At 44.0% G+C, this 22,944-nt stretch carries 22 protein-coding genes; 1 reads left to right on the plus strand and 21 read right to left on the minus strand.

All coding sequences use genetic code 11. The features are described 5' to 3' along the window. Nucleotides 1–41: 41 nt before the first annotated feature. The 21 genes from CYCME_RS06430 to CYCME_RS06525 all read right to left on the minus strand — a co-directional run bounded on the left by CYCME_RS06430 (nucleotide 42) and on the right by CYCME_RS06525 (nucleotide 21,905). Nucleotides 42–302 carry a hypothetical protein gene (locus tag CYCME_RS06430; RefSeq protein WP_020932496.1) on the minus strand — a complete coding sequence of 87 codons (261 nt, stop codon included), beginning with the start codon at nucleotides 300–302 and terminating at the stop codon, nucleotides 42–44. Between the two features lie 162 nt (nucleotides 303–464). Next, a complete protein-coding gene (locus CYCME_RS06435) occupies nucleotides 465–818 on the minus strand; it encodes a cupredoxin domain-containing protein (protein WP_020932497.1) in 354 nt (117 codons plus the stop codon). Nucleotides 819–833: 15 nt separating this feature from the next. Further along, nucleotides 834–3,104 carry a heavy metal translocating P-type ATPase gene (locus CYCME_RS06440; RefSeq protein ID WP_020932498.1) on the minus strand — a complete coding sequence of 757 codons (2,271 nt, stop codon included), beginning with the start codon at nucleotides 3,102–3,104 and terminating at the stop codon, nucleotides 834–836. A 4-nt stretch (nucleotides 3,105–3,108) separates the two neighbouring features. Continuing rightward, complete coding sequence (locus tag CYCME_RS06445; protein WP_020932499.1) at nucleotides 3,109–3,528, minus strand: MerR family transcriptional regulator; 420 nt, start codon at nucleotides 3,526–3,528, stop codon at nucleotides 3,109–3,111. Between the two features lie 136 nt (nucleotides 3,529–3,664). Further along, nucleotides 3,665–3,865: a hypothetical protein gene (locus CYCME_RS06450; RefSeq protein ID WP_020932500.1), complete on the minus strand. Its 201-nt coding sequence runs from the start codon at nucleotides 3,863–3,865 to the stop codon at nucleotides 3,665–3,667. Nucleotides 3,866–3,942: 77 nt separating this feature from the next. Further along, nucleotides 3,943–7,083 carry an efflux RND transporter permease subunit gene (locus CYCME_RS06455; RefSeq protein ID WP_020932501.1) on the minus strand — a complete coding sequence of 1,047 codons (3,141 nt, stop codon included), beginning with the start codon at nucleotides 7,081–7,083 and terminating at the stop codon, nucleotides 3,943–3,945. An 11-nt stretch (nucleotides 7,084–7,094) separates the two neighbouring features. Beyond that, the gene (locus tag CYCME_RS06460; protein ID WP_020932502.1) at nucleotides 7,095–8,657 is read right to left on the minus strand and encodes an efflux RND transporter periplasmic adaptor subunit; all 1,563 of its coding nucleotides are present in this window, start codon (nucleotides 8,655–8,657) and stop codon (nucleotides 7,095–7,097) included. After that, on the minus strand, nucleotides 8,654–10,006 hold the full coding sequence (locus CYCME_RS06465; RefSeq protein WP_020932503.1) for a TolC family protein: 1,353 nt from the start codon (nucleotides 10,004–10,006) through the stop codon (nucleotides 8,654–8,656). Before CYCME_RS06465 ends, CYCME_RS06460 begins: the two co-directional genes overlap by 4 nt. A gap of 80 nt (nucleotides 10,007–10,086) precedes the next feature. Next, a complete protein-coding gene (locus CYCME_RS06470; RefSeq protein ID WP_020932504.1) occupies nucleotides 10,087–10,608 on the minus strand; it encodes a DUF411 domain-containing protein in 522 nt (173 codons plus the stop codon). A 157-nt stretch (nucleotides 10,609–10,765) separates the two neighbouring features. After that, nucleotides 10,766–11,155, minus strand: a complete 390-nt coding sequence (locus CYCME_RS06475; RefSeq protein WP_041932917.1) for a hypothetical protein — start codon at nucleotides 11,153–11,155, stop codon at nucleotides 10,766–10,768. Between the two features lie 384 nt (nucleotides 11,156–11,539). After that, on the minus strand, nucleotides 11,540–11,890 hold the full coding sequence (locus CYCME_RS06480) for a DUF3147 family protein (RefSeq protein WP_020932506.1): 351 nt from the start codon (nucleotides 11,888–11,890) through the stop codon (nucleotides 11,540–11,542). A gap of 221 nt (nucleotides 11,891–12,111) precedes the next feature. Beyond that, nucleotides 12,112–13,284: a HupE/UreJ family protein gene (locus CYCME_RS12930; RefSeq protein WP_020932508.1), complete on the minus strand. Its 1,173-nt coding sequence runs from the start codon at nucleotides 13,282–13,284 to the stop codon at nucleotides 12,112–12,114. Next, nucleotides 13,281–13,592 (minus strand): DUF3240 family protein, encoded by a 312-nt coding sequence (locus tag CYCME_RS06490; RefSeq protein ID WP_020932509.1) that lies wholly within the window; start codon nucleotides 13,590–13,592, stop codon nucleotides 13,281–13,283. Before CYCME_RS06490 ends, CYCME_RS12930 begins: the two co-directional genes overlap by 4 nt. A 143-nt stretch (nucleotides 13,593–13,735) precedes the next feature. After that, nucleotides 13,736–14,167, minus strand: coding sequence for a hypothetical protein (locus CYCME_RS06495; RefSeq protein ID WP_041932918.1), 432 nt, complete (start codon nucleotides 14,165–14,167; stop codon nucleotides 13,736–13,738). Nucleotides 14,168–14,323: 156 nt separating this feature from the next. Next, entirely contained in the window at nucleotides 14,324–17,455 is a 3,132-nt protein-coding gene (locus CYCME_RS06500) for an efflux RND transporter permease subunit (RefSeq protein ID WP_020932511.1), read from the minus strand. 9 nt (nucleotides 17,456–17,464) lie between these two features. Continuing rightward, nucleotides 17,465–18,703 carry an efflux RND transporter periplasmic adaptor subunit gene (locus tag CYCME_RS06505; RefSeq protein ID WP_020932512.1) on the minus strand — a complete coding sequence of 413 codons (1,239 nt, stop codon included), beginning with the start codon at nucleotides 18,701–18,703 and terminating at the stop codon, nucleotides 17,465–17,467. Continuing rightward, the gene (locus CYCME_RS06510; RefSeq protein ID WP_020932513.1) at nucleotides 18,700–19,674 is read right to left on the minus strand and encodes a TolC family protein; all 975 of its coding nucleotides are present in this window, start codon (nucleotides 19,672–19,674) and stop codon (nucleotides 18,700–18,702) included. The genes CYCME_RS06505 and CYCME_RS06510 overlap by 4 nt, the downstream gene beginning before the upstream one ends. An 11-nt stretch (nucleotides 19,675–19,685) precedes the next feature. Then, nucleotides 19,686–20,030 (minus strand): hypothetical protein, encoded by a 345-nt coding sequence (locus CYCME_RS12935; RefSeq protein ID WP_020932514.1) that lies wholly within the window; start codon nucleotides 20,028–20,030, stop codon nucleotides 19,686–19,688. 10 nt (nucleotides 20,031–20,040) lie between these two features. Beyond that, a complete protein-coding gene (locus CYCME_RS06515; RefSeq protein ID WP_020932515.1) occupies nucleotides 20,041–21,033 on the minus strand; it encodes a M56 family metallopeptidase in 993 nt (330 codons plus the stop codon). Beyond that, nucleotides 21,030–21,464 carry a BlaI/MecI/CopY family transcriptional regulator gene (locus CYCME_RS06520; protein WP_223253172.1) on the minus strand — a complete coding sequence of 145 codons (435 nt, stop codon included), beginning with the start codon at nucleotides 21,462–21,464 and terminating at the stop codon, nucleotides 21,030–21,032. Before CYCME_RS06520 ends, CYCME_RS06515 begins: the two co-directional genes overlap by 4 nt. A gap of 165 nt (nucleotides 21,465–21,629) precedes the next feature. Beyond that, nucleotides 21,630–21,905, minus strand: coding sequence for a metal/formaldehyde-sensitive transcriptional repressor (locus tag CYCME_RS06525; protein WP_020932517.1), 276 nt, complete (start codon nucleotides 21,903–21,905; stop codon nucleotides 21,630–21,632). A gap of 108 nt (nucleotides 21,906–22,013) precedes the next feature. Here CYCME_RS06525 and dmeF point away from each other — a divergent pair, with 108 nt between their 5' ends. Continuing rightward, complete coding sequence (gene dmeF / locus CYCME_RS06530) at nucleotides 22,014–22,928, plus strand: CDF family Co(II)/Ni(II) efflux transporter DmeF (RefSeq protein ID WP_020932518.1); 915 nt, start codon at nucleotides 22,014–22,016, stop codon at nucleotides 22,926–22,928. Nucleotides 22,929–22,944 lie beyond the last annotated feature (16 nt).

The following is a 22,944-nucleotide window of genomic DNA, read 5'->3' on the forward strand; positions in this document are numbered from 1 at the left end:
CGATTAACCAAGCACTTTCCTACATAATTCCAAATGACTTACTACTTATGCTCTTCCTTATGGTCATGCCCTTCTGCTTTTTTCTCTACATCTGCGTCTTCACCCGTTGGCATAACTTTTTTAGTGGGCGCGGAAGATAAGCCTTTTTGCTTTCTATGATCATGCAAAACTGCCTTTGCTTCTTCAGCCTGTTCAGAGCTAGAGTTTTCCTGATCCTCGTGCTTATCCATCTTATCAGCAACGGCCACCAAAGAAATATTCATTAAAAACACGCCTATAATTGTCACAAATAATTTTTTCATTGTCTTATCCTTACTTTTTTTAAAATATGGCTATATTCCAAGCCACCGCACCCCTCATGGGCGCCTTTCATTTTATCACGATATCCATCACCAGAGTTTGAAATCATTATTAATCCATATATCCTTTATTTCTCTTATCAACCTCACATAAAAAACATTACTCTACTCTACTATCAATGTGCCCTTATACATCTGCATCTGGCAGTGGAAGGCGTATTCACCTTTATCCATTGCTGGCAAAATGATGGACTTCATCTTTTTAAGTGGTAATTCTTCACTGATATTAAAATCAGGAAACAACACCATTTCTGCACAAGGCGATGCATCCTTTCGCAAGAACTGAATATTGACCTGTTGGCCTGATGCAACCTTTAGTCTAGAAGGTTGGTATGTACCATTCTCAACGAGCACGGTGATACCTTGCTCCGAAATACTCACTTCTTTGGGTTTATATAACCAAAACCACCACACAATGAGAGCAATGAGTAGAATCCCTAACGTATTAATAATTAACATATTTACGTACTCCTTTTAATGTTCTTGTGGTTTAAATAAACGCAGACGATTAGCATTACTCACCACGGTAAGTGAAGACAAAGCCATCGCTGCACCGGCAATAACGGGATTTAATAAAATGCCAAAAATGGGATAAAGCACACCTGCTGCGAAAGGTACACCCGCCACGTTATAGATAAAGGCACCAAATAAATTCTGTTTGATATTGCGTAACGTGGCTTTACTTACCGCTATCGCATCCGCCAAACCATGTAAGGAGCCTCTCATTAGCGTGATATCGGCACTTTCTATAGCAACATCGGTACCCGTACCGATGGCAAAGCCAACATCTGCTAAAGCCAATGCCGGCGCATCGTTAATACCATCGCCAGTCATGCCAACAGTTTCATTTTGCTTTTGTAACTCTGCTACTTTTTTGGCTTTATCTTCTGGCAATACTTCGGCAAAAAACTCTGTAATCCCTACCTTTTTTGCCACCGCTGCTGCTGTTGCTCGGTTATCACCCGTCAACATCACCACACGAATACCGTTTTGCTGTAATCGTTTAATAGCCGAGATTGAGTCTTCTTTAATCGGGTCTGCCACCGCGATAACAGCAGCTAGACTCCCATCAATTACAAAGTACATCGGCGTTTTGGCCTCCGCTGCCATTTGCTGGGCAATTTCAACCGCAGCAGCATCAACGGTAATATTTTTATCGTGCATCAACTTTTCATTACCGAAAAGTAAAGAAAGGTCTCCTACCACCCCTTCCACACCATGCCCTGAAATAGCAGCAAAATTTTCAACTTTCTCAGGCATTAATCCGCGTTCGGCGGCTGATTCAACTATAGATAGGGCTAATGGATGCTCTGAACCTGCTTCCAGACTGGCCGCTAGTTGAAGCACCTCATCTTCATCATCAGATCCATTTATTAAATGAATATTGGTGACTTTGGGTGCTCCCAGCGTAATGGTGCCGGTTTTATCAAGGATCATCGCGGTAATTTTAGAGGCCGTTTGCAACGCTTCTCCATTACGAATCAGCACGCCCGCTTCTGCAGCCTTACCCACACCGACCATCACTGACATCGGAGTAGCCAAGCCGAGGGCACAAGGGCAAGCAATAATCAGTACAGTAGTTGCCGAAACAATGGCAAACGCAACGGCCGGTTCAGGCCCAACGTTCAACCACACCAATGCGCTGACAACCGCCACAATCATCACAACCGGTACAAAATAAGCGGAGATTACATCAGCCAATCGGCCAATAGGTGGTTTTGAATTTTGCGCACGCTTGACCATCTTGATAATTTGCGCGAGCGCCGTGTCCTTACCAACATGAGTGGCTTTAAAAATAATGGAGCCATTTTTATTGATCGAGCCAGCAACCACTTCATCACCTTCATGCTTCTCAACCGGCATCGGTTCACCGGTCAACATGGATTCATCAATTGCAGACTGTCCGAAAACCACCACACCATCGACAGGTATTTTTTCACCTGGCCGAACGCGTACTTTGTCATTTAACAGCACCTGCTCAATCGAAATATCAATATCTTGGTTATCACGAATAACGCGTGCTGTTTTTGGCTGCAGACCGATGAGCCTTTTTATCGCCTCACTGGTGCGACCTCGCGCCTTCACCTCAAGTGCCAAGCCAAGGTCAATCAAACCAATGATCATGGCAGTGGCTTCAAAATAGACGTGTCGGGCCATTTCAGGAAGCGCGAGCGGAAAGAACACAACAACCATTGAATACAACCACGCAGTACCGGTACCCAAGGCAATTAATGTATCCATGTTAGCGCTGTGATTGGCAAAGGATTTCCATGCACCGACATAAAAATGCTTGCCTGAAATATACATAACAGCTGCGCATAACAAGCCGATGACTAACCAAATACCACGTTCTAGCGTGGTATCCACCGTCATAGGACCACCGGCCACACTGTAGATCATTAACGGTATACCAAGACCCAGTGCAATAGTCATTTCACGCATCAGGCGCTTATAATATGCCTCATCTGCCTGCTCTTTTTGATCCAGTAATTCGTCTTCTGAGTTTGCTTCGCTGATCCTGGCGTTGTATCCGGCTCCCTCAACCGCTTTAACAAGAGCTTCTGTCGTCACGTTACCCTCAACGGTTACAGTCCGTTGAGCAAAATTCATCACCGCATCACTAACGCCAGAAACCTGTTTCAGCGCTGTTTCAATTTTCCCAACACAACTGGCACAGCTTGCACCTTCAATGATTAACTCGTTTAAGGTTAAGTTATTTTCGGCATTCATTTCTGTTTCTTGCATACTGTTACTCCTTTCCAGATGAAGCATTAAACCCTTCAATCAGGTGACAAATCATATGGCCTGTTGGGGCTTTATTTGGCTTGGTTTGCCATTCGCCAATCGCTGACTTCATTCGGATTCTAAGCGCCAGAGTTTGCTGAAAAACCTCCTCTGTTTCTTCAAGGCGTTTCTCCAAAATCACCCTGACTAAAGGACAAGCGGTCTTACCCTTAGCTGCTTCTGTTAGTATTTGATCGATATCGTTAACCGAAAAACCCAACTTCCTAGCGCTCAGAATGAAACGCAATCGATGTTGGTCATCTACTCCATAGTGTTTATAGCCATTCGTCTCACTCTTAACAGGCGACAAAAGCCCAACACGCGTGTAATAACGCACAGTGTCTGGAGTTGTTTTCATTTCTTTAACCAATTCACTTACTTTCATTGCAACCTCTCCGTTTGAAGAAATACTTCAGAAAACACAGGTTTAAAACCTGAGAGTAAAACCTCTTTCAAAAATAGCCTACACCTGTGTCTTGGACACAGGTCAAGCACATATATAGCAGAGCCGTTTTCTTTCATTACTTAATGTCCACTGTCTGGAACATCCCCGCTTCAAAGTGCCCTGGTACATTGCAGGCAGCTGGTTTACCCACTGCACTGCCTTCTGAATCATGCCGGTGGTTCTCTCCATGATCATAGGGAGAGCCTCCACCAGCAAAAGCTGTTACTGAAATAGCTCCGCTTAGCAGTACCAAGATAAAAATAAATTTAATAGCCATTATTTGATCTCCTTTAATCAATCTGTTTGTTTAAATATTGTCTGTTTTCAATTAACAAAATCAGTGATTTTTCCTTTTCAATGTGCTTGCTTCACTACTTGATCAATTGATGTTTTACGCCATAGATAATAAATAGCTGGAACAACGACAAGCGTAAGCACGACCGCGCTGACCATCCCGCCTACCATGGGCGCAGCTATACGGCTCATAACTTCCGAACCTGTGCCAGTGCCGTATAAAATTGGCAATAAACCGGCCACGATAGCGGCAGCAGTCATCATCACTGGGCGTATACGCATACCTGCACCGTGTAACACGGCACTTCGCAAAGTTCCTTCATCGGGCGAAGAGCCTTTCTCCTGACACTCTTCCAGCATTTGCACGTAGGATTGATTGAGATACACCAACATAATCACGCCAATCTCTACTGCCACACCGGCCAATGCGATAAAGCCAACCCCAACAGCAACAGAAAAGTTAAAACCCTGTATGTACATCAACCAGATACTACCCACCATTGCTAATGGTAATGTTCCCAAAATAATCCCCACTTCAACGAAGTTACGAAAATTCATGAATAACAAAACGACAATAATGCCCAGAGTTAACGGCACCACGTAGGTCAACTTTTCCTTGGCACGCTGCATATATTCGTATTGCCCCGACCAACTTATGGCGTAACCGGCTGGCAATTTGAGTTGCTCTGCGACTACTTTTTGTGCATTTTCTACATAGCTGCCAATATCAACACCTTCGATGTCGATAAAAGACCAACCATTAAGTCGCGCATTCTCACTTTTAATCCCCGGAGGGCCGTCTTCAACGAAGACATTAGCCACATCTCCTAGGGGTATGCGCTGGCCACTGGGAGTCACTATCGGCAGCAGAGACAATTGCTCAGGCGAGTTTCGATAATCCTGCGGATAACGAATATTGATCGGATAACGTTCCAGCCCTTCTACGCTCTGCGACACATTCATGCCACCAATTGCCGTAGCAACAACCTGTTGCACATCGGCAATATTAAGACCATAACGCGCCGCTTTTTCTCGCTGTATATCCACCTTGATATAACGCCCTCCCGCAACACGTTCGGAATACACCGAGGCAGTACCTGGAACATCCGCAAGAATGGTTTCCAGTTGTTGGCCTATCGCTTGTATCTCAGATAACTTCGGTCCTGATATTTTGATACCAACCGGTGTTTTGATCCCTGTAGCCAACATATCAATACGGGTTTTGATCGGCATTACCCATGCATTGGTAACACCGGGCAATTTCACCAACGCATCCAGCTCTTTTTTAAGACTTTCAGAGGTTACGCCTTCGCGCCATTGATCTTTAGGCTTCAACTGAATAAAGGTTTCAATCATGGTCAGCGGCGCAGGATCGGTCGCCGTTTCCGCCCGCCCTACCTTACCGAAAACCGTTTTCACTTCTGGAACAGTGCGGATTAATTTATCGGTTTGTTGCAACAACTCACGTGCCTTGCCAATTGAAATGCCAGGATAAGTCGTTGGCATATACATCAAATCACCTTCATCCAGTGGAGGAATGAATTCGCTGCCAATTTTGTCCAACGGCCACAAGCCAACTGCAAACACCAACAAGGCCAGCGATAACGTTGTTTTGGGGAAACTGAGAACTTTCTTCAAAACCGGCATATAACCGGCTGTCAGCAATCGATTAACCGGGTTTTTGTGCTCGGGTAACACTTTCCCACGAATGAAATAGCCCATCAGCACAGGCACCAGCGTTATTGCTAATGCTGCCGACGCCGCCATTGCATAGGTTTTGGTAAACGCAAGCGGTGAGAACATCCGTCCTTCCTGAGCCTCCAAGGTAAATACCGGAACAAAACTGACGGTAATAATGAGCAAACTGAAAAATAGTGCAGGCCCTACTTCACTTGCAGACTCGGCCACAATTTGCCAGCGGTTTTCCCGAGTTATAGGCGTTCGTTCCATATGTTTGTGCATGTTTTCAATCATCACAATGGCGCCATCAATCATGGCTCCTATAGCAATCGCAATTCCACCCAAAGACATGATATTGGCGTTCAAGCCTTGCATATACATAACGGCAAAGGCTGCCAAAATACCAACGGGTAAACTGAAAATAGCTACCAGTGATGAGCGCACATGAAATAGAAAGATGATACAAACTAGGGCAACGACAGCAAATTCTTCCAACAACTTAAAGCTTAGATTTTCGACTGCACGTTCTATCAAGCCACTACGATCATAAACAGTGACGACCTCTACGCCTTCGGGTAAGCCTTTTTTAAGCTGCTCCAGTTTCGCCTTTACGCCATCGATGGTTTTTTGTGCATTTTCACCGAAGCGCATCACAATAATGCCGCCGACAGTTTCACCCTCACCATTGAGTTCAGCAACTCCACGACGCATTTGCGGACCTGTACCAATTTCGGCAACATCTTTGAGTAACAAGGGTGTTCCGTTTTTATTAACGCCTAACGGAATATTGCCAAGGTCGCTAACATTTTTTATATATCCTGTGGCCCGCACCATGTATTCGGCTTCTGCCATCTCAACCACTGACGCACCGATTTCCTGATTGCCACGCTTGATGGCGGTCTGAATCAAAGAAAGCGGAATACCAAACGCGCGTAACTTATCGGGATTAACTTTTACTTGGTACTGCTTGACCATACCGCCCAGAGCTGTGACTTCGGAAACGCCAGGAACCGTTTGCAGCTCATATTTCAAGAACCAGTCTTGCAAACTGCGCAGTTGGCTAATGTCATGCTTACCGGTTTTGTCTTGCAGTGCATACAGGTAAACCCAGCCTACTCCCGTCGCATCTGGCCCCAATTGTGGCCTCGCATTCGCGGGTAACGATGGAGCGACCTGACTGAGGTACTCCAGTACACGAGAACGCGCCCAATAAAGGTCAGTGTCCTCATCGAAGATCACATACACAAAGGAATCTCCAAAAAACGAATAGCCCCTAACGGTTACTGCGCCAGGCACCGACAACATCGCCGTCGTCAACGGGTAGGTAACTTGGTCCTCCACCACCTGAGGTGCCTGCCCAGGATACGTTGTTTTAATAATCACCTGAACATCAGAAAGATCAGGCAAGGCATCAACCGGTGTGTTTTTTAATGAAAACAAACCAGCGCCAACCAGAATAGCAGTCGCGAGCAATACGAAAAAACGGTTACTGACCGACCAACGAATTATTGAAGCTATCATCTGTATGACCCTTAGTTATTCACATGACTGCTGGATGGTTCGGCAGGCATCTGGTGTTGGCTGTGATCCATTGGAGCCGGTGTTTCAGCATCAGGCAGGCGCACATTCACAACTTCAACATTGCCTCCTGCTACCTTTTGGATCTCTATTTGCAAGTTCATTCCTTCTTTTAATCGGCTAAAATCAACTGATTGAGAAACGATAAAATCCATCGTCATCTCAGGCCAATCCCATTCAGGTATCGCTCCGTGCGTCACATTTACCATTCTGTGATTTGCCATCAGGCTATTAACCTTTGCCTCTGTCCAAGCTGAAACGTCTTTAACTGTCACATCATCATTACTTTGATTATTCATGCGCTTGAAATCAGATGTCTTGCTGGATTCAGAATCGAGAAGATACTGTGCCGAGGTCACGACACGCTCACCCTCTTTCACCCCTTCCAGAATCTCAGCAGACTGACCATCTAAACGCCCCAGCTTGACTTTTATGGACTTAAAACGACCTTCACCAAGCGCAAGTACAATGCGATTAACATTACCCGTGCGAATAACGGCTTCTGTAGGAACAAGCAAGGTGTTTTCTGTGTTTTTCGCGTGAATAACGACCTGGGTAAACATATTCGGCTTTAACATGTCATTCTCGTTGTTGAAACGCAGCCTGACTTTTACCGTCCGAGTTTTAGGATCTAATGTGGGGTACACGTAATCCACAGCACCCTGCCACATTTTTCCTGGCAAATAATCAAGCGACATGGAGACAAGGTCGCCTACGACAACGCCAGATGCCTGGCGTTCAAATACTTCTGCTTCCACCCATACTTGGTCTAAGGTACCGATTGACATTAAGGTTGTACCGGGCTTAACGAAAAAACCCTGACGGATATTTAGGTTGTCGATCACCCCGCTTTGCGGCGCAAAAAAGGTAATCAATTGCTTAACTTTTTTGCTTCTCTTTAATTCCCTGATCGCACTCCTTGGCAGTTGTAAGGCGCTTAATCTTTCTTCTGCAGCTTTAATCAAGCGTTGATTTTTTCTATCCATCGCTATAATCAACTCTTCCTGAGCATTGACAAGCGCCGGCGAGTAAATTTCGTAAAGTGGCTGACCTTGTTTTACTGGGTCACCTGCAGCCTTGATATAAAGCTTTTCGATCCAACCCTCCACTCTTGGGTGAATATGAACCAATTGATCCTCATCATATTGCACATAACCGACCGTTTTTATTTCCATATGCAGGCCTTTACGCTGCACCTTTACAGTACGCACCCCGAGGTTATTAACCACCTCGGGGGAAATCTTGATGGTTCCAGGTCCCGCATCTGGGCCACCACCTTCATCTGCATACACGGGAATCAGATCCATCCCCATCGGGGATTTACCCGGCTTATCACGCTTGTAGTTTGGATCCATCGGCGCGACCCAATGTAAAGGTTTTTTCTCGCCACCCGCCGAGGCTTTATCTGATGAAATTCCGGTCGGCTGACCTAAAAAACTATAAGCGCCTATCGCAAGCGCTGCACCCATAACGGCACCCACAACCAGCGCGCCTGTCGTATTAATTTTCTTGCTCATTTGTTCTCTCCTGGGCGACGATTACTGGCCATAGCTACATCAGCGCTCCGTATAAAAAAATAGTTCAATTGAATAATGGTTTTTTGCCTGTCCACATCAATGCTCAATGCATCAATCTCGGCATTTAGTTCCGCAATGCGAGCACGAACCACTTCGGCAAAATCACCGTCGTCATTGGTATAAGCGGTGAGCGAAGCTTCCGCCTGTTCGTACATCTGCGGCAGTAATTCCTGCTGAAACAGCTGCTGCCGTTGATTTAACCGAAGCAACTGTGCCTTCGCTGTTTCAAAAGAAGCGATCAGCTTTCTGAGCAGAAGCCACTTCTCGGTTTTCACTGATTCTGTCTGGGATACTGCAGATTCAACCTGCTTGTCCTGTCGGTTATCAGTGAAAAGTGGTAAATCAAAGGTCACGCCCACTGAAAAAAGATCGGCACGATCATTTCCCATTGGATCATTGTCACGATAACCGTAACTGGCATTAACCCCCCATTCGGGTTTGTACTTTTGTTGCGCCAGTTCAATACCGCTGCGACTTGCCTTGATTTTCTGATCCAGCCCCATCACCACCGGATGATCAGTAAAGTAATCAAATAATATCTGTGGATCAGTTTCCTTTGTCCCATTATAAAGTTGCGGATTAATTAACGCGGTGTCTGGTAGTCGTCGTGCCAGCAGCAAATCAGACGACAGCACTTGATTTTCAATCAGACTATTCTGCGAGTAATTATCAACAAAATAGTCACTCAGCCATTCATAAAGCCGCTGCTTGAACATATCCTGTTGCTGGTTCAACTTTGTAAGCCGATCATCTAGGCGCGTCAGTTCAAGTTGGGCACGAACGATATCTTGCATCCTAGTTCTGCCCAATGCTGACGAGTAACTGGCTTCCGCAACGTCTGCCAATTGCTCAAACAGGGCGCGCTTGTTATTGATCAAGGCAATACTTTCTTGTGCTTTATAGGCATCAAGCCACAGATGACTCACCGTCACAGTCACTTTGGCCTTCCGATCTTGGCGTTGATAGGGGTATTGAGTACCCATCAATTCAAGCTGCGTTTTCCTGATCGCCAGACTGTCTCCTCGTGGAAACATTTGTGATACACCCACCTTGAACTGGGTCATTGCCTCCTGTCCAAAGTCAAAAGTATCCGTCGCCAAATTAGCCAAACCGAGCGACACCTTCGGATCGGGTAGCGTACCGGCCGCAACACTCATTGATTCAACCGCATTTTGTGAGTGCTGATTCCCAGCCAACCAGGGGTCGTTTAGTTTTGCCGCCTTGACGGCCTCTTCCATAGTAAATTCGTGACTTCCTTTTTTTACTAGTTCCGCAGCATTGGCGGACATTAAGCTTATACCCAATATACCCAACACTAGTACAGACCTAACGTTGCACATGGAATATGGGTGAAATTTACAATTTGCCATTAATACTGTTCCTCTTGTGAATTAACCGAAACATAGGTTTCTGAAGAACCATCTGACTTAAGCAAAAGCACCTTATAAGCCGTAAATTTATTTCTGTACTCCATACCCGGAGTTCCAACAGGCATCGCAGGTACCGATAAGCCTATCGACCCTTTAGGTTTTTCCCGTAAGAATTTCTTGATAAATTTGGATGGAACATGGCCTTCAAATACATAGCCGTCTTTTGAAATAGCGGTATGACAAGATTGATAAGGTTTTTGTATACCGCGGCTTATTTTTAGAGCCGACAAATTACGGTCATTGAGCGCATTTACCTCAAAGCCATTTTTTTTGACATGCCTGATCCACTTACTACAGCACTTGCAGCTAGGACTTTTATATACCGTTAGCTCAGTTGGGCCGAGGTCAGTTGATACACTTCCCCCATCAGCCATTACACTCATTGAGTAGAAAGAAACGATGGCAAATACCACCATAGAAATAAATATTAATCGCCTAAGCAAGCGTTGATAAATAAACATATTGCGCCCCTTATGGGTGCTGAATATACTGAATAACAGTAAGTGATCAGCGCTGATTAAATAACATCAGCTAATAAAACCTTGGGAGCTAAATTCTCCCGCCAAATACAGATCAAACTTGATAGCACTGCCAAATTTCAGGCAGATCTATCCTGTATTAACGAGAAATTGGAGGACGGTAGAGTGAAGTAGGAATTTGGCTTATAGCCAAAGACGGGGGTTGGGAATTTTTTTGAAAGGAGCCCAGAAGTATTGCCGTATCGTGCACTGTAGTAGGTAACATCGCAGATGAGCAGCCGCCCATTGCACAATAGCAGCTAGATTCAGCACAACCAGAAGAGTTTGGCTCAGATGCTAAATCAGCATTATCCATATCGTGCATAAGATGAGTCGAGTCATCCTCCCCATCCATTGTCATATGATGTGACTGATTATTCGCGTTATTCATCTCTTTTTGGTAAGGCATAACAGCAGACGCCATTGATTGGCCGACAAAGACCAATAACAACAGTATAAGCGCTATAACCTTGCTTTTATTTAAAGACAAATTCTTAACCAAATTTCATTATGACAATGTACATACTACGACTTTTTTATATAAGTTCCACAAAAATATAACTCTTTGTACTTTCAAATTGATCCACATCAATAATTATCGATGAGACCCTGCTTATCAAAAAATACTACTATGTTGGGTTCGCATATAAAACTAATTTCTTATTCTAAAGTAACCGAACTTATGGCTATTTGAATTATAAGTAGTTCCCATTTTTTGAGAAAAAAGGGTATTTCAGCCAGACACTATGAGAGTATGGCTTTTGGTCGCCGCGTAAATTGAAAAATCTAATAAAATCAATGGGCGAAATTTACATTAAATGAGAGCTAACAAACATTGCGCTTAAAATGACACAGAACGAATGTTATCACTTAATCAAAGATCAATTTCATAATGATTTAGAACAGAAATCATAAACCAATAGCAAGCAACTGTAAGCATTATGGAAATACTAAGGCTAAGATAAAAATTCACGCCTTGTTTTAATAAAACAGGTAATGACAAAAACAAAGCCAAAGAAGGGATAACCAACCAAAAAACACTAGTGGATAACTCGGCAACCTTAGTAACATCCTTACTCTCAACGTAGAGCCATGTCATCGCAAGAACCGAAATAATTGGAATTGAGGCAAGTATCGCTCCTGCAAAAGAACTTCGCTTAGAAATTTCAGCAATGGCGACAATTAATACCGTCGTTATTACGATTTTTACAATATAGTACGTCATATTAGTACGTTGGAGCGAGCCCAGTTCTCCTTTGACACCGCTACTTTTGACGCTTTCTCGATATTCAAATGGGGGTTAGTTGAAATAAATTTTATACATTCTTTAATCATCTACTAGTTTCCTCTGATAATTTCTTCATTAATGAATAACCCATACCAGCAAATTAGTACATCAATAGCTGGTATGGATTTATTGCCAATAACCCCAAGTCGAATTCTGTGTTATTTACCTGAGTTATTTGCGGCTATGTAATCACCTTTTACTTTAAGTGTTATCGCTACTGGTGAAGATGTATTGTTTTTCCAATACCATCCATGAGTACCTGTAAATATTGCGGTTAGCGAACCACTAGACTCACTTTTTGTCCCCACTTCAAAACTTTGAAAAGCACCTGAGGTATCACCAGCCAGTTCTCCATGAAAGTCGAAAAACAACAATTCACCACTCGTTTCCCATTTGAATGTAAAAGCGTCATCTTTATTCACCATAAGCTTGTATTCTTTTCCATCTCTCGCTGGAATAACTATATTAATAGTGTCTCTCCATTTATCACCTACGGTAGCGGTAGCGCTATCACTCATTTCACTTACCGTACTTAGCTTAGGAGTAGATACCTCGCTAACATTCAACTCATCAGCATTTACCGCGTGTTCGTAACCGTGCATTTGCATAAGAAAGAGCAAACCACCAGCCATAATCAGGCCATAATTAGTGATCTTACTGAATGTCTTGAAGAAGTCGCTATTACGCCAAGCCGCAATCAGAAGTAACATCACTAGAAGCGCACTAATTTGTCCGAGTTCAATACCAACATTGAATGAAATAATGTTAAGCAATAACTCGTCTTCACTAAGTGGGAGTTCTTGCAATCGGGTTGATAAGCCAAACCCATGAATCAACCCTAAAACAACGATCATCACCAGCATATTTGGTGTATTAATATTCAGGTATTTACGAAAGCCATCAATATTGGCAAAAGCAATGTAGCAAACACTCAGGGCTATAACTGCATCAATGAGGAAGTAGTTAAGTTGTATGCCATTAAATGTAGCGTAAATTAGCGTGACACTATGGCCAACCGTGAATGCAGTGACATATTTTGCAATATCACGAAAACTGGTAAGAAAAAAGATGATCCCGAAAACAAAGGCTAAATGATCATAGCCAGATAACATATGTGTTGCGCCAAGCCACATATAGCGCAAGTTACCACCTTCAATAATGGATAGTTTTTCGGCTTCTGACATGCCATGTGCATTGGCGAAGTTAGACAAAGACATTAAGAGAAAAATGCTCACAACTAAAAAAATGTGGTTTCCTTTAAAGTAGTTCTCGTTACTACCCTTGAAGGCTGCTTTTATTGTGTCGATATGATTAACTTTTGAATATTTCACAGTATATGCCCTCCGTTTTCGACGGGCATGACCCAGTAAACACCTTGGCCAGTGACATTGTTATCTTTGTCGCGTAATCTGCCGAGCACCCCCTCTACATCTTTATCCTCTAGTAAAATCTCTACCTGTATTCTAGGTATGCAGCCAATCACTTCATCTCGTGCCAAAAGGTAAGGATCATTTTCTTTTTCTGTGCCATACCCTTCTACTCTAGAGAAGCTAAACCCAGTTACCTGATCCATCGTATGTAATAAATCAGATAGTTCCTGTTGTACATTCGTGTGCACAATAAGTGTCAATAATTTCATTCGTATTACTCCGTAATAAATGGAATCCTCTATTAACCTACCAATTGATTATCAAAAGACATAGCAGGTCAAAAAATATACATTGCGAATACATAAGCAGTAAAACCTGGTGCATTCAACAATACAATTATAGGTATACGAATTTAGGGTGGTGGGGCGCGCAGTGGTGGTGATAAGTGATGCGACCAATAAGCTTCAACATCACTTCTAGGGGAGCGAAAGCTTATATCTCGTATGAAAACTGTAAGAAGTAATGAAAATATAGAAACCAATAAAGCCAGTGCGGGTACTTTGCCGGCAATATTTTTTAGGAGCACATTCTTGCTGGCATCAATTTCAAAAACAATTTCATGATGATGATCGACATGAGACAGATCATTTAAAGAATGCAGGTTAGACAGGGTCATGTGCTCATGCTCTACAGCAACGGATTGATGAGCACGATGCAGGTCGTCATCGCCATGATCAAGACCATGTAAATGAAATTTCATTCCCTGACTACACATTAATGCAATAGAAAGAAATGCCATCCACAAAAGTTGCATACTTTTATTTTTTTTCTGAAAAAAATGCATTCCAAGCAGCCTAATTTCTTTGCGAATTGCACACAACGATTAATTTAGCCTCCGCAGACATACCATGAGCCATTGCTGTGGTACTGACCAATATTAGTATTAAAATCAGACTAAGCTTGAACATATTTTTCTCTTTGTGTTGATTGAACCAATTCATTATGACGTCGTTTGTGCCGTGCTTTCACCCTGCTCTTTTGCATGCAAAATTCGATAAAGTGCAGGAATGACAAACAACGTTAATAAAGTGGACGATAGAATACCGCCAATAACCACTGTAGCCAGCGGTCTTTGTACTTCTGAACCAATCCCCATGTTAAAGGCCATAGGAACAAAACCCAATGAAGCAACTAATGCGGTTGTAATTACCGGTCGCAGACGCGTTAAGGCTCCTTCGTGTATTGCCTGCTCTAATGGGCGGCCTTCATCACGTAGCTGGCGGATAAACGAAACCATGACTAAGCCATTCAAAATAGCGATGCCTGATAATGCAATAAACCCCACCGCCGCGGATATTGAAAACGGAATATCTCTTAGTAAAAGAAACAACACGCCACCGGTCAATGCAAGAGGCACGCCGGTAAAAATTATCAACGCATCCTTCACTGACCCTAAAGCTAATAAAAGCAATCCAAAAACCAAAAACAGGGTGAGAGGAACCACTAACTGTAGTCGCTGGGATGCCGACAAAAGTTTTTGGTAGGTGCCACCGTACTCTACCCAATATCCTGGTGGGATTTCCACTGAAGCTTCGACACGCTCCTGTATGTCGGCAACAAACCCACCTAAATCACGGCCGCGCACATTAGTAGTAACAACAACACGACGCTTACCATTCTCCCGGTTGACCTGAGTAAAGCCGTTGACTAGTTCTAACTCTGCCAGTTCCTGCAGGGGTACATAACTTCCAGATGGCAGCCGCACCGGCAAGTGACTATAGGCATCGATATCACTACGTTTATCCTCCGCCAGCCGCACAACAATATCAGTGCGCCGGTCGCCTTCATACAACTGCCCAGCCACACGTCCACCAAGGGCCACTTCCAGCTGATCTTGCAAAACACTTACAGCAATCCCATAGTGTGCTAACGCATCACCCTTAGGGCGTATAGTAAAAATAGGCAAGCCTGTGGTTTGCTCCATTTGGATATCCGCAACGCCCTCTACTGACTGTATTTCTTTTTCTATGCTTTTCCCAATCGCATCGAGCTGTTCAAAGTCATCACCAAATACCTTGATGGCCAACTCAGCACGCACTCCCGCTAGCAACTCATTAAACCGCATCTGGATTGGTTGTAGGAATTCATATCGACTCCCCGGTACGGGCTCGACCAGTTCGGCTAAATCTGATACTACTTGCTCTTTTGTTTTATTCGGATCAGGCCACTGTGACCGGGGTTTAAGAATAATGAAATTATCAGCAACGCTCGGCGGAACAGCATCCGTTGCGACATCTGCAGTACCAATTTTTGCAAAGACTCGCTCAACTTCAGGCAACTCTTTTATTTTATTTTCCAATGCTGCCTGCATTGCAACAGCCTGACCTAAGGAGGTACCTGGAATACGCAAGGCATGCATCGCAATATCACCTTCATCAAGATTAGGCGCAAATTCAGAGCCCAAACGAGTGGCTAAAAAGGATGAGCCGACAACGATCGCCAAGGCTACGGACACCACAATCCATCGTGCATTCACAGCAGTTTTTAATAACGGCTGATAGACTGAGCTTGCGGCTTTGATGATGGCACTATTTTTTTCCACGATGGGCTTTTTAAACAGCAGTGCAATACAAGCGGGAACAAAAGTAATAGAAAGCACCATCGCGCTGATTAAAGCGATGACAACTGTCAATGCCATCGGGTGGTACATCTTCCCTTCTACGCCCGACAAGGCAAAAATGGGGACATAGACAACGGTGATAATAAAAACGCCAAACAGCGCTGGTCGAATAACCTCACGAGTTGCCGTAAAGACGACGTGAAAGCGCTCCTTAATATTCAGCGGTTGACCGCTTTTCGAAGCCCCACTTAACCGGCGCAAGCAATTTTCCACAATAATGATGGCACCATCCACCAGCAAACCAAAATCCAGCGCACCAAGACTCATTAAATTCGCACTCACACCTGCTTGCACCATACCTGTAATGGTCATTAGCATAGCAACCGGGATGACTGCGGCTGTAAGGATTGCCGCCCGTACATTACCAAGAAGAAAAAACAGAATGACAATGACCAACAGCGCGCCTTCGAACAGATTCTTTTGGACCGTTTGCAAAGTTTTATCCACTAAACCTGTTCGGTCATACACAGCAGTTGCAGTAATACCCTGAGGCAGGCTACTTTTTATCTCCTCCAGTTTGTCGCCAACAGCCTTGGCAACCGTCCGGCTATTTTCACCGACCAGCATAAAAACTGTGCTCATCACAACTTCACGGCCATTTTGCGTCGCCGCGCCTGAGCGCAACTCTTTACCCTCTTCGACGGTCGCTACATCACTAACTTTGACGGGCACACCCTGTAGGGTTTTGACGACAATATTACCGAGTGCAGCAAGGCTCTCAGCTTGCCCCGGCACGCGCAATAACCACTGCGCGCCATGACGCTCAACATAGCCTACGCCTCGGTTTTCATTGTTCAGGCTTATGGCTTCTAGTAACTCGGCTTGGGTAACTTCAAAAGCGAGTAACTTCTCAGGGTTTACGGCAATTAAAATCTCGCGTTTATAACCACCGATTGGATTGACTTCCACCACACCTGGCACGCGCAACAATTGCGGGCGAAGAATCCAGTCATGCGCTGAACGTAAATCAGTAGGTGTGACCGCCGATCCATCTTCTTTTTTAGCCCCCGGTTCAGCATCCACCGTAAACATAAATATTTCGCCCAGACCGGTGGCAATAGGCCCCAGTTCAGGTTCCAGTGACGTAGGTAGGTTGGATCTAGCGCTAGCAAGACGCTCGTTGACCAATTGTCGAGCAAAATAGGTATCAGTATCATCACTAAAAATAATGCTGACCTGAGACAATCCATAACGTGACACCGAGCGGGTGTACTCCAGATTGGGCAATCCCGCCATCGCTGTTTCGATGGGAAACGTTACCCGTTGCTCAACTTCCAGAGGCGTATAGCCTGCCGCTTCAGTGTTAATTTGCACCTGCACATTAGTGATGTCGGGTACAGCATCGATTGGCAGCTTGTTAAAGTTCCAGAGACCCAAGCCACTAAGCATCAACACTGCGACCATAATTAAAACACGGCGCTGTATTGAAAATCTGATAATAGTTTCAAGCATGAGTATCCCTTAGTGGTCGTGTGAGGCGCCAGATTTTTCAATATCAGCTTTGATAACGAAACTGTTTTCAGTCACGTACTCTGCACCTATTGGCAAGCCCCCCAGAATCTCAACCCACTCTCCGGCAATACGCCCCAATTCGAGCATACGCACTTCATATTCTTCGCCAATTTTTGCGTACACCACAGTAAAGTCTCTAAAACTTTGTAGCCCGCTGCGCTTTACCGCCAGTGGTACAGCATATTTAGCTAGAGCAACATCAGCGGTAACAAATAAGCCGGGCATCAATAACCCCTTTTTATTATCGATGGTTGCTCTCATCACAGTGGCCTGATTGGCTTGCGTGCGGGTATCAATGGCATCGATTACCCCTGTTGCAGTCACCGAATTACCATTGGCTGTCAACAAAACCTGAGCACCTTTTCTCACTCTGTGACGATCCATAGGAAAAACGGACAACTCAGCTACTAGCGTTCGATTGTCGGTAACTGTTAATAATAAGCGATCGCCTGATTGCTCTCCCGAATTTGCATTACGGTGGGAAATAACACCATCAATAGGCGATACAACATTATAAGATTTAAGGCTTTCGTTACTCTGGATGGTCAACAACAGATCACCACGCGCGACAGTTTGTCCTAACGAGACATACACTTTTTCGATCTGGCCTTCAAAACGAGCACGGATACTGCGCTGAGCATCCACTGGCGTTGCCAGTTTCCCGTAAACTTTTACCGTTTCAACTAATGTTGCCGGGCCTGCTATTGCCGTTTTAATGGCCATTGCATCGGCAATTTCTTGGCCGATTTTAATTCGGCCCTCAAAGTTGTCATACTGCCAATTAAACTGTTGCCCCCCATATTCAGCCATAATAGATACAACAAAGGAGTGGGGTTCATAAATTTCCATACTGCCTCGCAAAAAGTCATCTTCTGGTGAAAAGGTAATGTTGTCTTCAACATTACCCAGTCGAGTTAATACAACTTTCAAAGAAACCTCTTCTGGTTTTACGGGTTGCCCTTTCTGCGTCACCCAAACACGAAATTCTGGCGGCACACCCTTCTCAAAAATGGCTAGCTCAACCACAAACTCCCCCTCTATTAATAAACGACCGTTGTGGGGGCCTTTTTGAGGCTCTTCTTGTTGCGCACTATCTTCAGATTCCACCGCATAGGTCGGCAGACTCAACCCCAGAACAATGCTGAGCAATATTCCGGTTAGCAGGGGTTGCCAGTAGTTACTCTTCATTCTTTTTCCTCACCTAATCGAGTTAGCGTTAAACCAGTTAATCGTTCAATTTCTACCGTATTAATATGCGCCGTAAAATACGCATCTAATTGATCTGACTGTGCTTCAAATAATTCCTGCTGAACAGCCGACCATTCCAAATAACTGTATTTTCCCAGTTGATACGCTTTTTCTGTTTCTCGCACCGCGCGCTCCAAGCGTGGAATAATGTCATTACTCAACGCTTCGCTCACGTGAATGCTGTGCAGTAATTGCTGGTATAGAACAAAAAGCTGCGTTTGAAGCTTAATGCTCAATGCATCAGCTTCTGATTGATAACGGCTTTGTTCAGCCGTTAAGGCAGTAATACGGCCTTTATTTCGACTTGAGTCGCCTAACGGAACGGATATACCTGCGACCACCGCATAATCATCTGTAGCTTCATAGCGCCTAACACCTGTGGATATACGCCAACGTTTACTTGCTTCAGCCTTGGCTAAGGCAATGTCCGTCTGTGCCGCACGTTCTCGCGTTAAAAATATCTTAAGGTCAGGATTGTTACGTAAGCTCTCTTCCAGTGATGTAGGGTCGATCACGGAAATTTTTTGAGCCAACGTGCCGGCTAACCGACCAAATTCAGGCGTTTTATCACCCCATTGTGCAGCCAGTTGACGCTTTGAAGAGTCAACCTCATGCGTTAAATCTTCTATTTGCAGCGTTCGCCGAGCAAGGTTAACTTCAGCGCGTAATTGGTCGGCAATAGGCGATTTTCCTACCTCTACGCGTTTTTTTATTTCTTCTAGCGCCTGCGCGGATAGTGATTGCGCCTGCTTTGCAATTTTCTGACGTTCTTGGTGAGCCAAAGCAGTTAAAAAATAGCGGGCCGTTTGCGCAGCTATATCCAGTTGCTTTATTTCACGCTCAATCTCAAGAATCGACTGTCTTGATGCAACAGCATCTACCCGTTTGCCTACGATACGACTGTCTAACACCCAGCTAATACTTAACGTGTTTGCGCATTGTCCATACCATTAAATTCACCGCTTCCCAGCGCATCTTCTACGGTTAAATCAATTTCGGGGGGCGACGCAACACCAGCCTGAGTCAAATAGCCCTGTTGACTATTCATGCGGTCAGCGTAAGCACGCAATTCTGGATGATGGTTAGTGCTTCGTTGAATAGCCGCTCTAAAACTGAGTGATTCGATAGTTGTGTTATCTGCATGGCTGATGGTTGAAATCCATGCAAAACAAGTCAAAGTAAACAGCTTTGAGTAATATCTTAATACAACAAAATACCGACTTGAAATCGGTTTTTTACTCGTAAAAATCTTGTCTTCTGAAAGCATTATTGAACCCTTAATGTATAAAAAATTGTTCGGTAACGTGGTGTAGTGTATCGACGGATAAAAGGCAAACCACTGTGACCAGCACGAATAAACACGATGTTATCAGCACAGGGAAAGCCCTACCTTTCTGCTCACGCATCAAATAGGTAACCCGTTCATCCAACTGCGGTGTAAGAAAGTCACAAGCGGGCTGCACAGATGCTTGCTTTGGAGTATGCGCCATCGTTAAACGAGTAACTTTGAGCAGGGTTTTCGCAATGGCCGACGCTTCCTTACCTGTATTCAGCACTGCTTCATCAGCGCACTGCTCCATAGCCAATTCCATTGCTACGTTTAGTTGCTCACCAATAACTCGCGAGAAAAAAGAGCCAAAAAAAGCAAACAGCAATTTTTTAAGTGGGTCAAAACGTCGCCTATGTGCTTGCTCATGGAGCTGAATGATAGTGTACTCATTGGTACTGACGCTATCCCGTAGTCCGGTTGTGACATAACACCGGGGCTGAAACAATCCAGCTGTAAATGCCTGAGGCAGCTTCGATTCGATGGTCGATAACCAATTGCTCTCCAATATCTCACTCGCCTGCTCATCCGTCGTCGAAAATTGTGCCAACAAATCCAAACGATGAAGGTTTTTGCGCACACTAAGCACCCTGTGGATGACACCAAAAATAAAAACACTGGAAAATAATGCCATCGTCAACGCATGCCAGCTGGTTAGACTAAACGTATAGGCATGATGCCAATGTACCAACGTTGCAATGAAGCCGTTGGCGTAAGAATCTAACCTGGCAGGCATCATAAGTACAAGCGTCACTATTACCGCAATTAGCCAAGGCGTTAGTACGATAAACCATAAAATCCTACGTTTAGCCTTTGCTGTAAATGTGGAAAGGACACTGCCCGATAACCGAAAAGTAATGCCAATAAAAATAAGGGATAGCCATAAACTCAATACACCAACAGTGAATACGTTAAGATAAAAGGCCAGCTTTCCAAGAATCATACTGAGCCGTCCGACTTATTTTTATCACGCTGATCTTCGATTATCTGCTCCAATCGCTCCAGTTGATCTTCATTGAATTCAGGCGATACCGAGGTAAAAGCAGCCAACAGGCTGTTCCCTTTATCCGCATTAAATTCGCTCGTCAAACCTTTGATTAACTGACCGATAAACGTGTCGCGTTCGATAGCAGCCTGATATTGAAAGGCATGTCCCTGCTTATCTCTTTTTAGTAAACCTTTTTTAAAGAGACGATCTAGCGTGCTTTGAATGGTGTTAAGCGAGCCGCCACGACGCTTCTCAAAGTAGGCGTACACCTGCTTGGCGTCCGCCACTTCGGTCTCCCAAAGGTATTGCAATACTTGCTTTTCAAGCTCACCGAGTTGCATTAAGCGAATTACTAACCCTAATTTATAAGAAGAGCGTATTCTCACACCTTAAAAACCGACCGTCAATCGGTTTTTAAGGTGTATTCTCAATACTTTGTCAAAACCAACAAGCAACAAGCAACATAGTATTTGAACCAGTGGTGAAATTTCAAATTTAAGGCTACAAAGTTAAGTGTTAGTCATAGCTTTAACCCTCTAAAAACCCTTCTGTTATTTTAAATAACTTTTTAAAATCAAGATCACTTGCTCTACTTCTTCCGTTCGCTGCAGCTGGGTCATATCTTCCGCACCTAAATGCTCTCGCAAATGACCTTCCAATACTTCTTTCATTAATCCATTGACTCCGCCTTTTATAGCCGCAATCTGCTGTAAAACTTTCATGCAATCTGGCTCACCCTCTAATGAGTTTTCTAAAGCTATCGTCTGACCTTTAATCTTTCGAACACGGGTTAATAACTTTCTTTTCCCTATGATTGTATGAGACATATTATTTCCTCTTTCTTGATTAATACTATACTAGGGTATAGTATAACCAATAATCCAAGCAATGCCATTTATAGGGTGTTGAAAATACAATTCTATTTAGGAACATCAATGCAAGACGATAACAGTATTCAATGGGACCATTCGCATGATTTTGGGATTGATAATAAGCATCGTGAAAATAAAGTAAAGATAGTTTTTTGGTTGACGACCATCATTATGGTGCTTGAGATTACCGTTGGTACGACGTCTGGGTCAATGGCCCTACTTGCTGATGGGTGGCACATGGGAACGCATTCCGCAGCGTTCCTGATTACAATTTTTGCGTACTCTTACGCTAAGAAACATGCTGACAATAAAAGCTTTAGCTTTGGAACCGGAAAAGTTAATTACCTTGGTGGCTTTGCTAGTGCTGTTGCACTTGCAATCGTTGCTTTGATGATGGCAATAGAATCCGTCCAGCGACTAATTGAGCCCCAGGTGATTTTATTCAATGAAGCAATTATCGTTGCCATAATTGGGCTTGTAGTCAATATAGTTTCAGTCTTCGTTTTGCATGACGATCATCACCATCACGGTGAAGAGCATGATCACCACCACGATCATAATATGAAAGCAGCATATTTTCATGTTCTAGCTGACACCTTGACTTCACTGCTGGCCATTATTGCATTACTTACCGGTAAATATTATGGCTGGATTTGGATGGACGCAGTTATGGGTATTGTTGGTGCGGCTGTTATTTTGCGGTGGTCTTACGGACTAATTAAAGAATCAAGTAATGTACTGCTCGATAAAACTGTCAGCCCTAATTCTTTTGCCAACATAGCAAAAAATATGAAGGAGGAAAATAATGCCATTATTAACGATATACACATTTGGAAAGTTGGAACATCACATCAAGCCGCCATCCTTTCAGTTGTTACTGAAGAACCGCTTGAGCCTTATTTTTACAAACGGATCTTAAAGCAACACCTACCTCGGCTATCCCATATATCGATTGAGGTTAATGTCGCCGCCCAATAGAAAGTGTACTATTAAC

The sequence above is a fragment of the Cycloclasticus zancles 78-ME genome (assembly GCF_000442595.1).
Classification (GTDB): domain Bacteria; phylum Pseudomonadota; class Gammaproteobacteria; order Methylococcales; family Cycloclasticaceae; genus Cycloclasticus; species Cycloclasticus pugetii.

What these genes read in the sequence shown, in the direction of transcription:
- CYCME_RS06430 (WP_020932496.1), bottom strand. Translation starts at nt 302, where the DNA reads ATGAAAAAATTATTTGTGACAATTATAGGCGTGTTTTTAATGAATATT.
- CYCME_RS06435 (WP_020932497.1), bottom strand. Translation starts at nt 818, where the DNA reads ATGTTAATTATTAATACGTTAGGGATTCTACTCATTGCTCTCATTGTG.
- CYCME_RS06440 (WP_020932498.1), bottom strand. Translation starts at nt 3,104, where the DNA reads ATGCAAGAAACAGAAATGAATGCCGAAAATAACTTAACCTTAAACGAG.
- CYCME_RS06445 (WP_020932499.1), bottom strand. Translation starts at nt 3,528, where the DNA reads ATGAAAGTAAGTGAATTGGTTAAAGAAATGAAAACAACTCCAGACACT.
- CYCME_RS06450 (WP_020932500.1), bottom strand. Translation starts at nt 3,865, where the DNA reads ATGGCTATTAAATTTATTTTTATCTTGGTACTGCTAAGCGGAGCTATT.
- CYCME_RS06455 (WP_020932501.1), bottom strand. Translation starts at nt 7,083, where the DNA reads ATGATAGCTTCAATAATTCGTTGGTCGGTCAGTAACCGTTTTTTCGTA.
- CYCME_RS06460 (WP_020932502.1), bottom strand. Translation starts at nt 8,657, where the DNA reads ATGAGCAAGAAAATTAATACGACAGGCGCGCTGGTTGTGGGTGCCGTT.
- CYCME_RS06465 (WP_020932503.1), bottom strand. Translation starts at nt 10,006, where the DNA reads ATGTCCGCCAATGCTGCGGAACTAGTAAAAAAAGGAAGTCACGAATTT.
- CYCME_RS06470 (WP_020932504.1), bottom strand. Translation starts at nt 10,608, where the DNA reads ATGTTTATTTATCAACGCTTGCTTAGGCGATTAATATTTATTTCTATG.
- CYCME_RS06480 (WP_020932506.1), bottom strand. Translation starts at nt 11,890, where the DNA reads ATGACGTACTATATTGTAAAAATCGTAATAACGACGGTATTAATTGTC.
- CYCME_RS06490 (WP_020932509.1), bottom strand. Translation starts at nt 13,592, where the DNA reads ATGAAATTATTGACACTTATTGTGCACACGAATGTACAACAGGAACTA.
- CYCME_RS06495 (WP_041932918.1), bottom strand. Translation starts at nt 14,167, where the DNA reads ATGCATTTTTTTCAGAAAAAAAATAAAAGTATGCAACTTTTGTGGATG.
- CYCME_RS06500 (WP_020932511.1), bottom strand. Translation starts at nt 17,455, where the DNA reads ATGCTTGAAACTATTATCAGATTTTCAATACAGCGCCGTGTTTTAATT.
- CYCME_RS06505 (WP_020932512.1), bottom strand. Translation starts at nt 18,703, where the DNA reads ATGAAGAGTAACTACTGGCAACCCCTGCTAACCGGAATATTGCTCAGC.
- CYCME_RS12935 (WP_020932514.1), bottom strand. Translation starts at nt 20,030, where the DNA reads ATGCTTTCAGAAGACAAGATTTTTACGAGTAAAAAACCGATTTCAAGT.
- CYCME_RS06515 (WP_020932515.1), bottom strand. Translation starts at nt 21,033, where the DNA reads ATGATTCTTGGAAAGCTGGCCTTTTATCTTAACGTATTCACTGTTGGT.
- CYCME_RS06525 (WP_020932517.1), bottom strand. Translation starts at nt 21,905, where the DNA reads ATGTCTCATACAATCATAGGGAAAAGAAAGTTATTAACCCGTGTTCGA.
- dmeF (WP_020932518.1), top strand. Translation starts at nt 22,014, where the DNA reads ATGCAAGACGATAACAGTATTCAATGGGACCATTCGCATGATTTTGGG.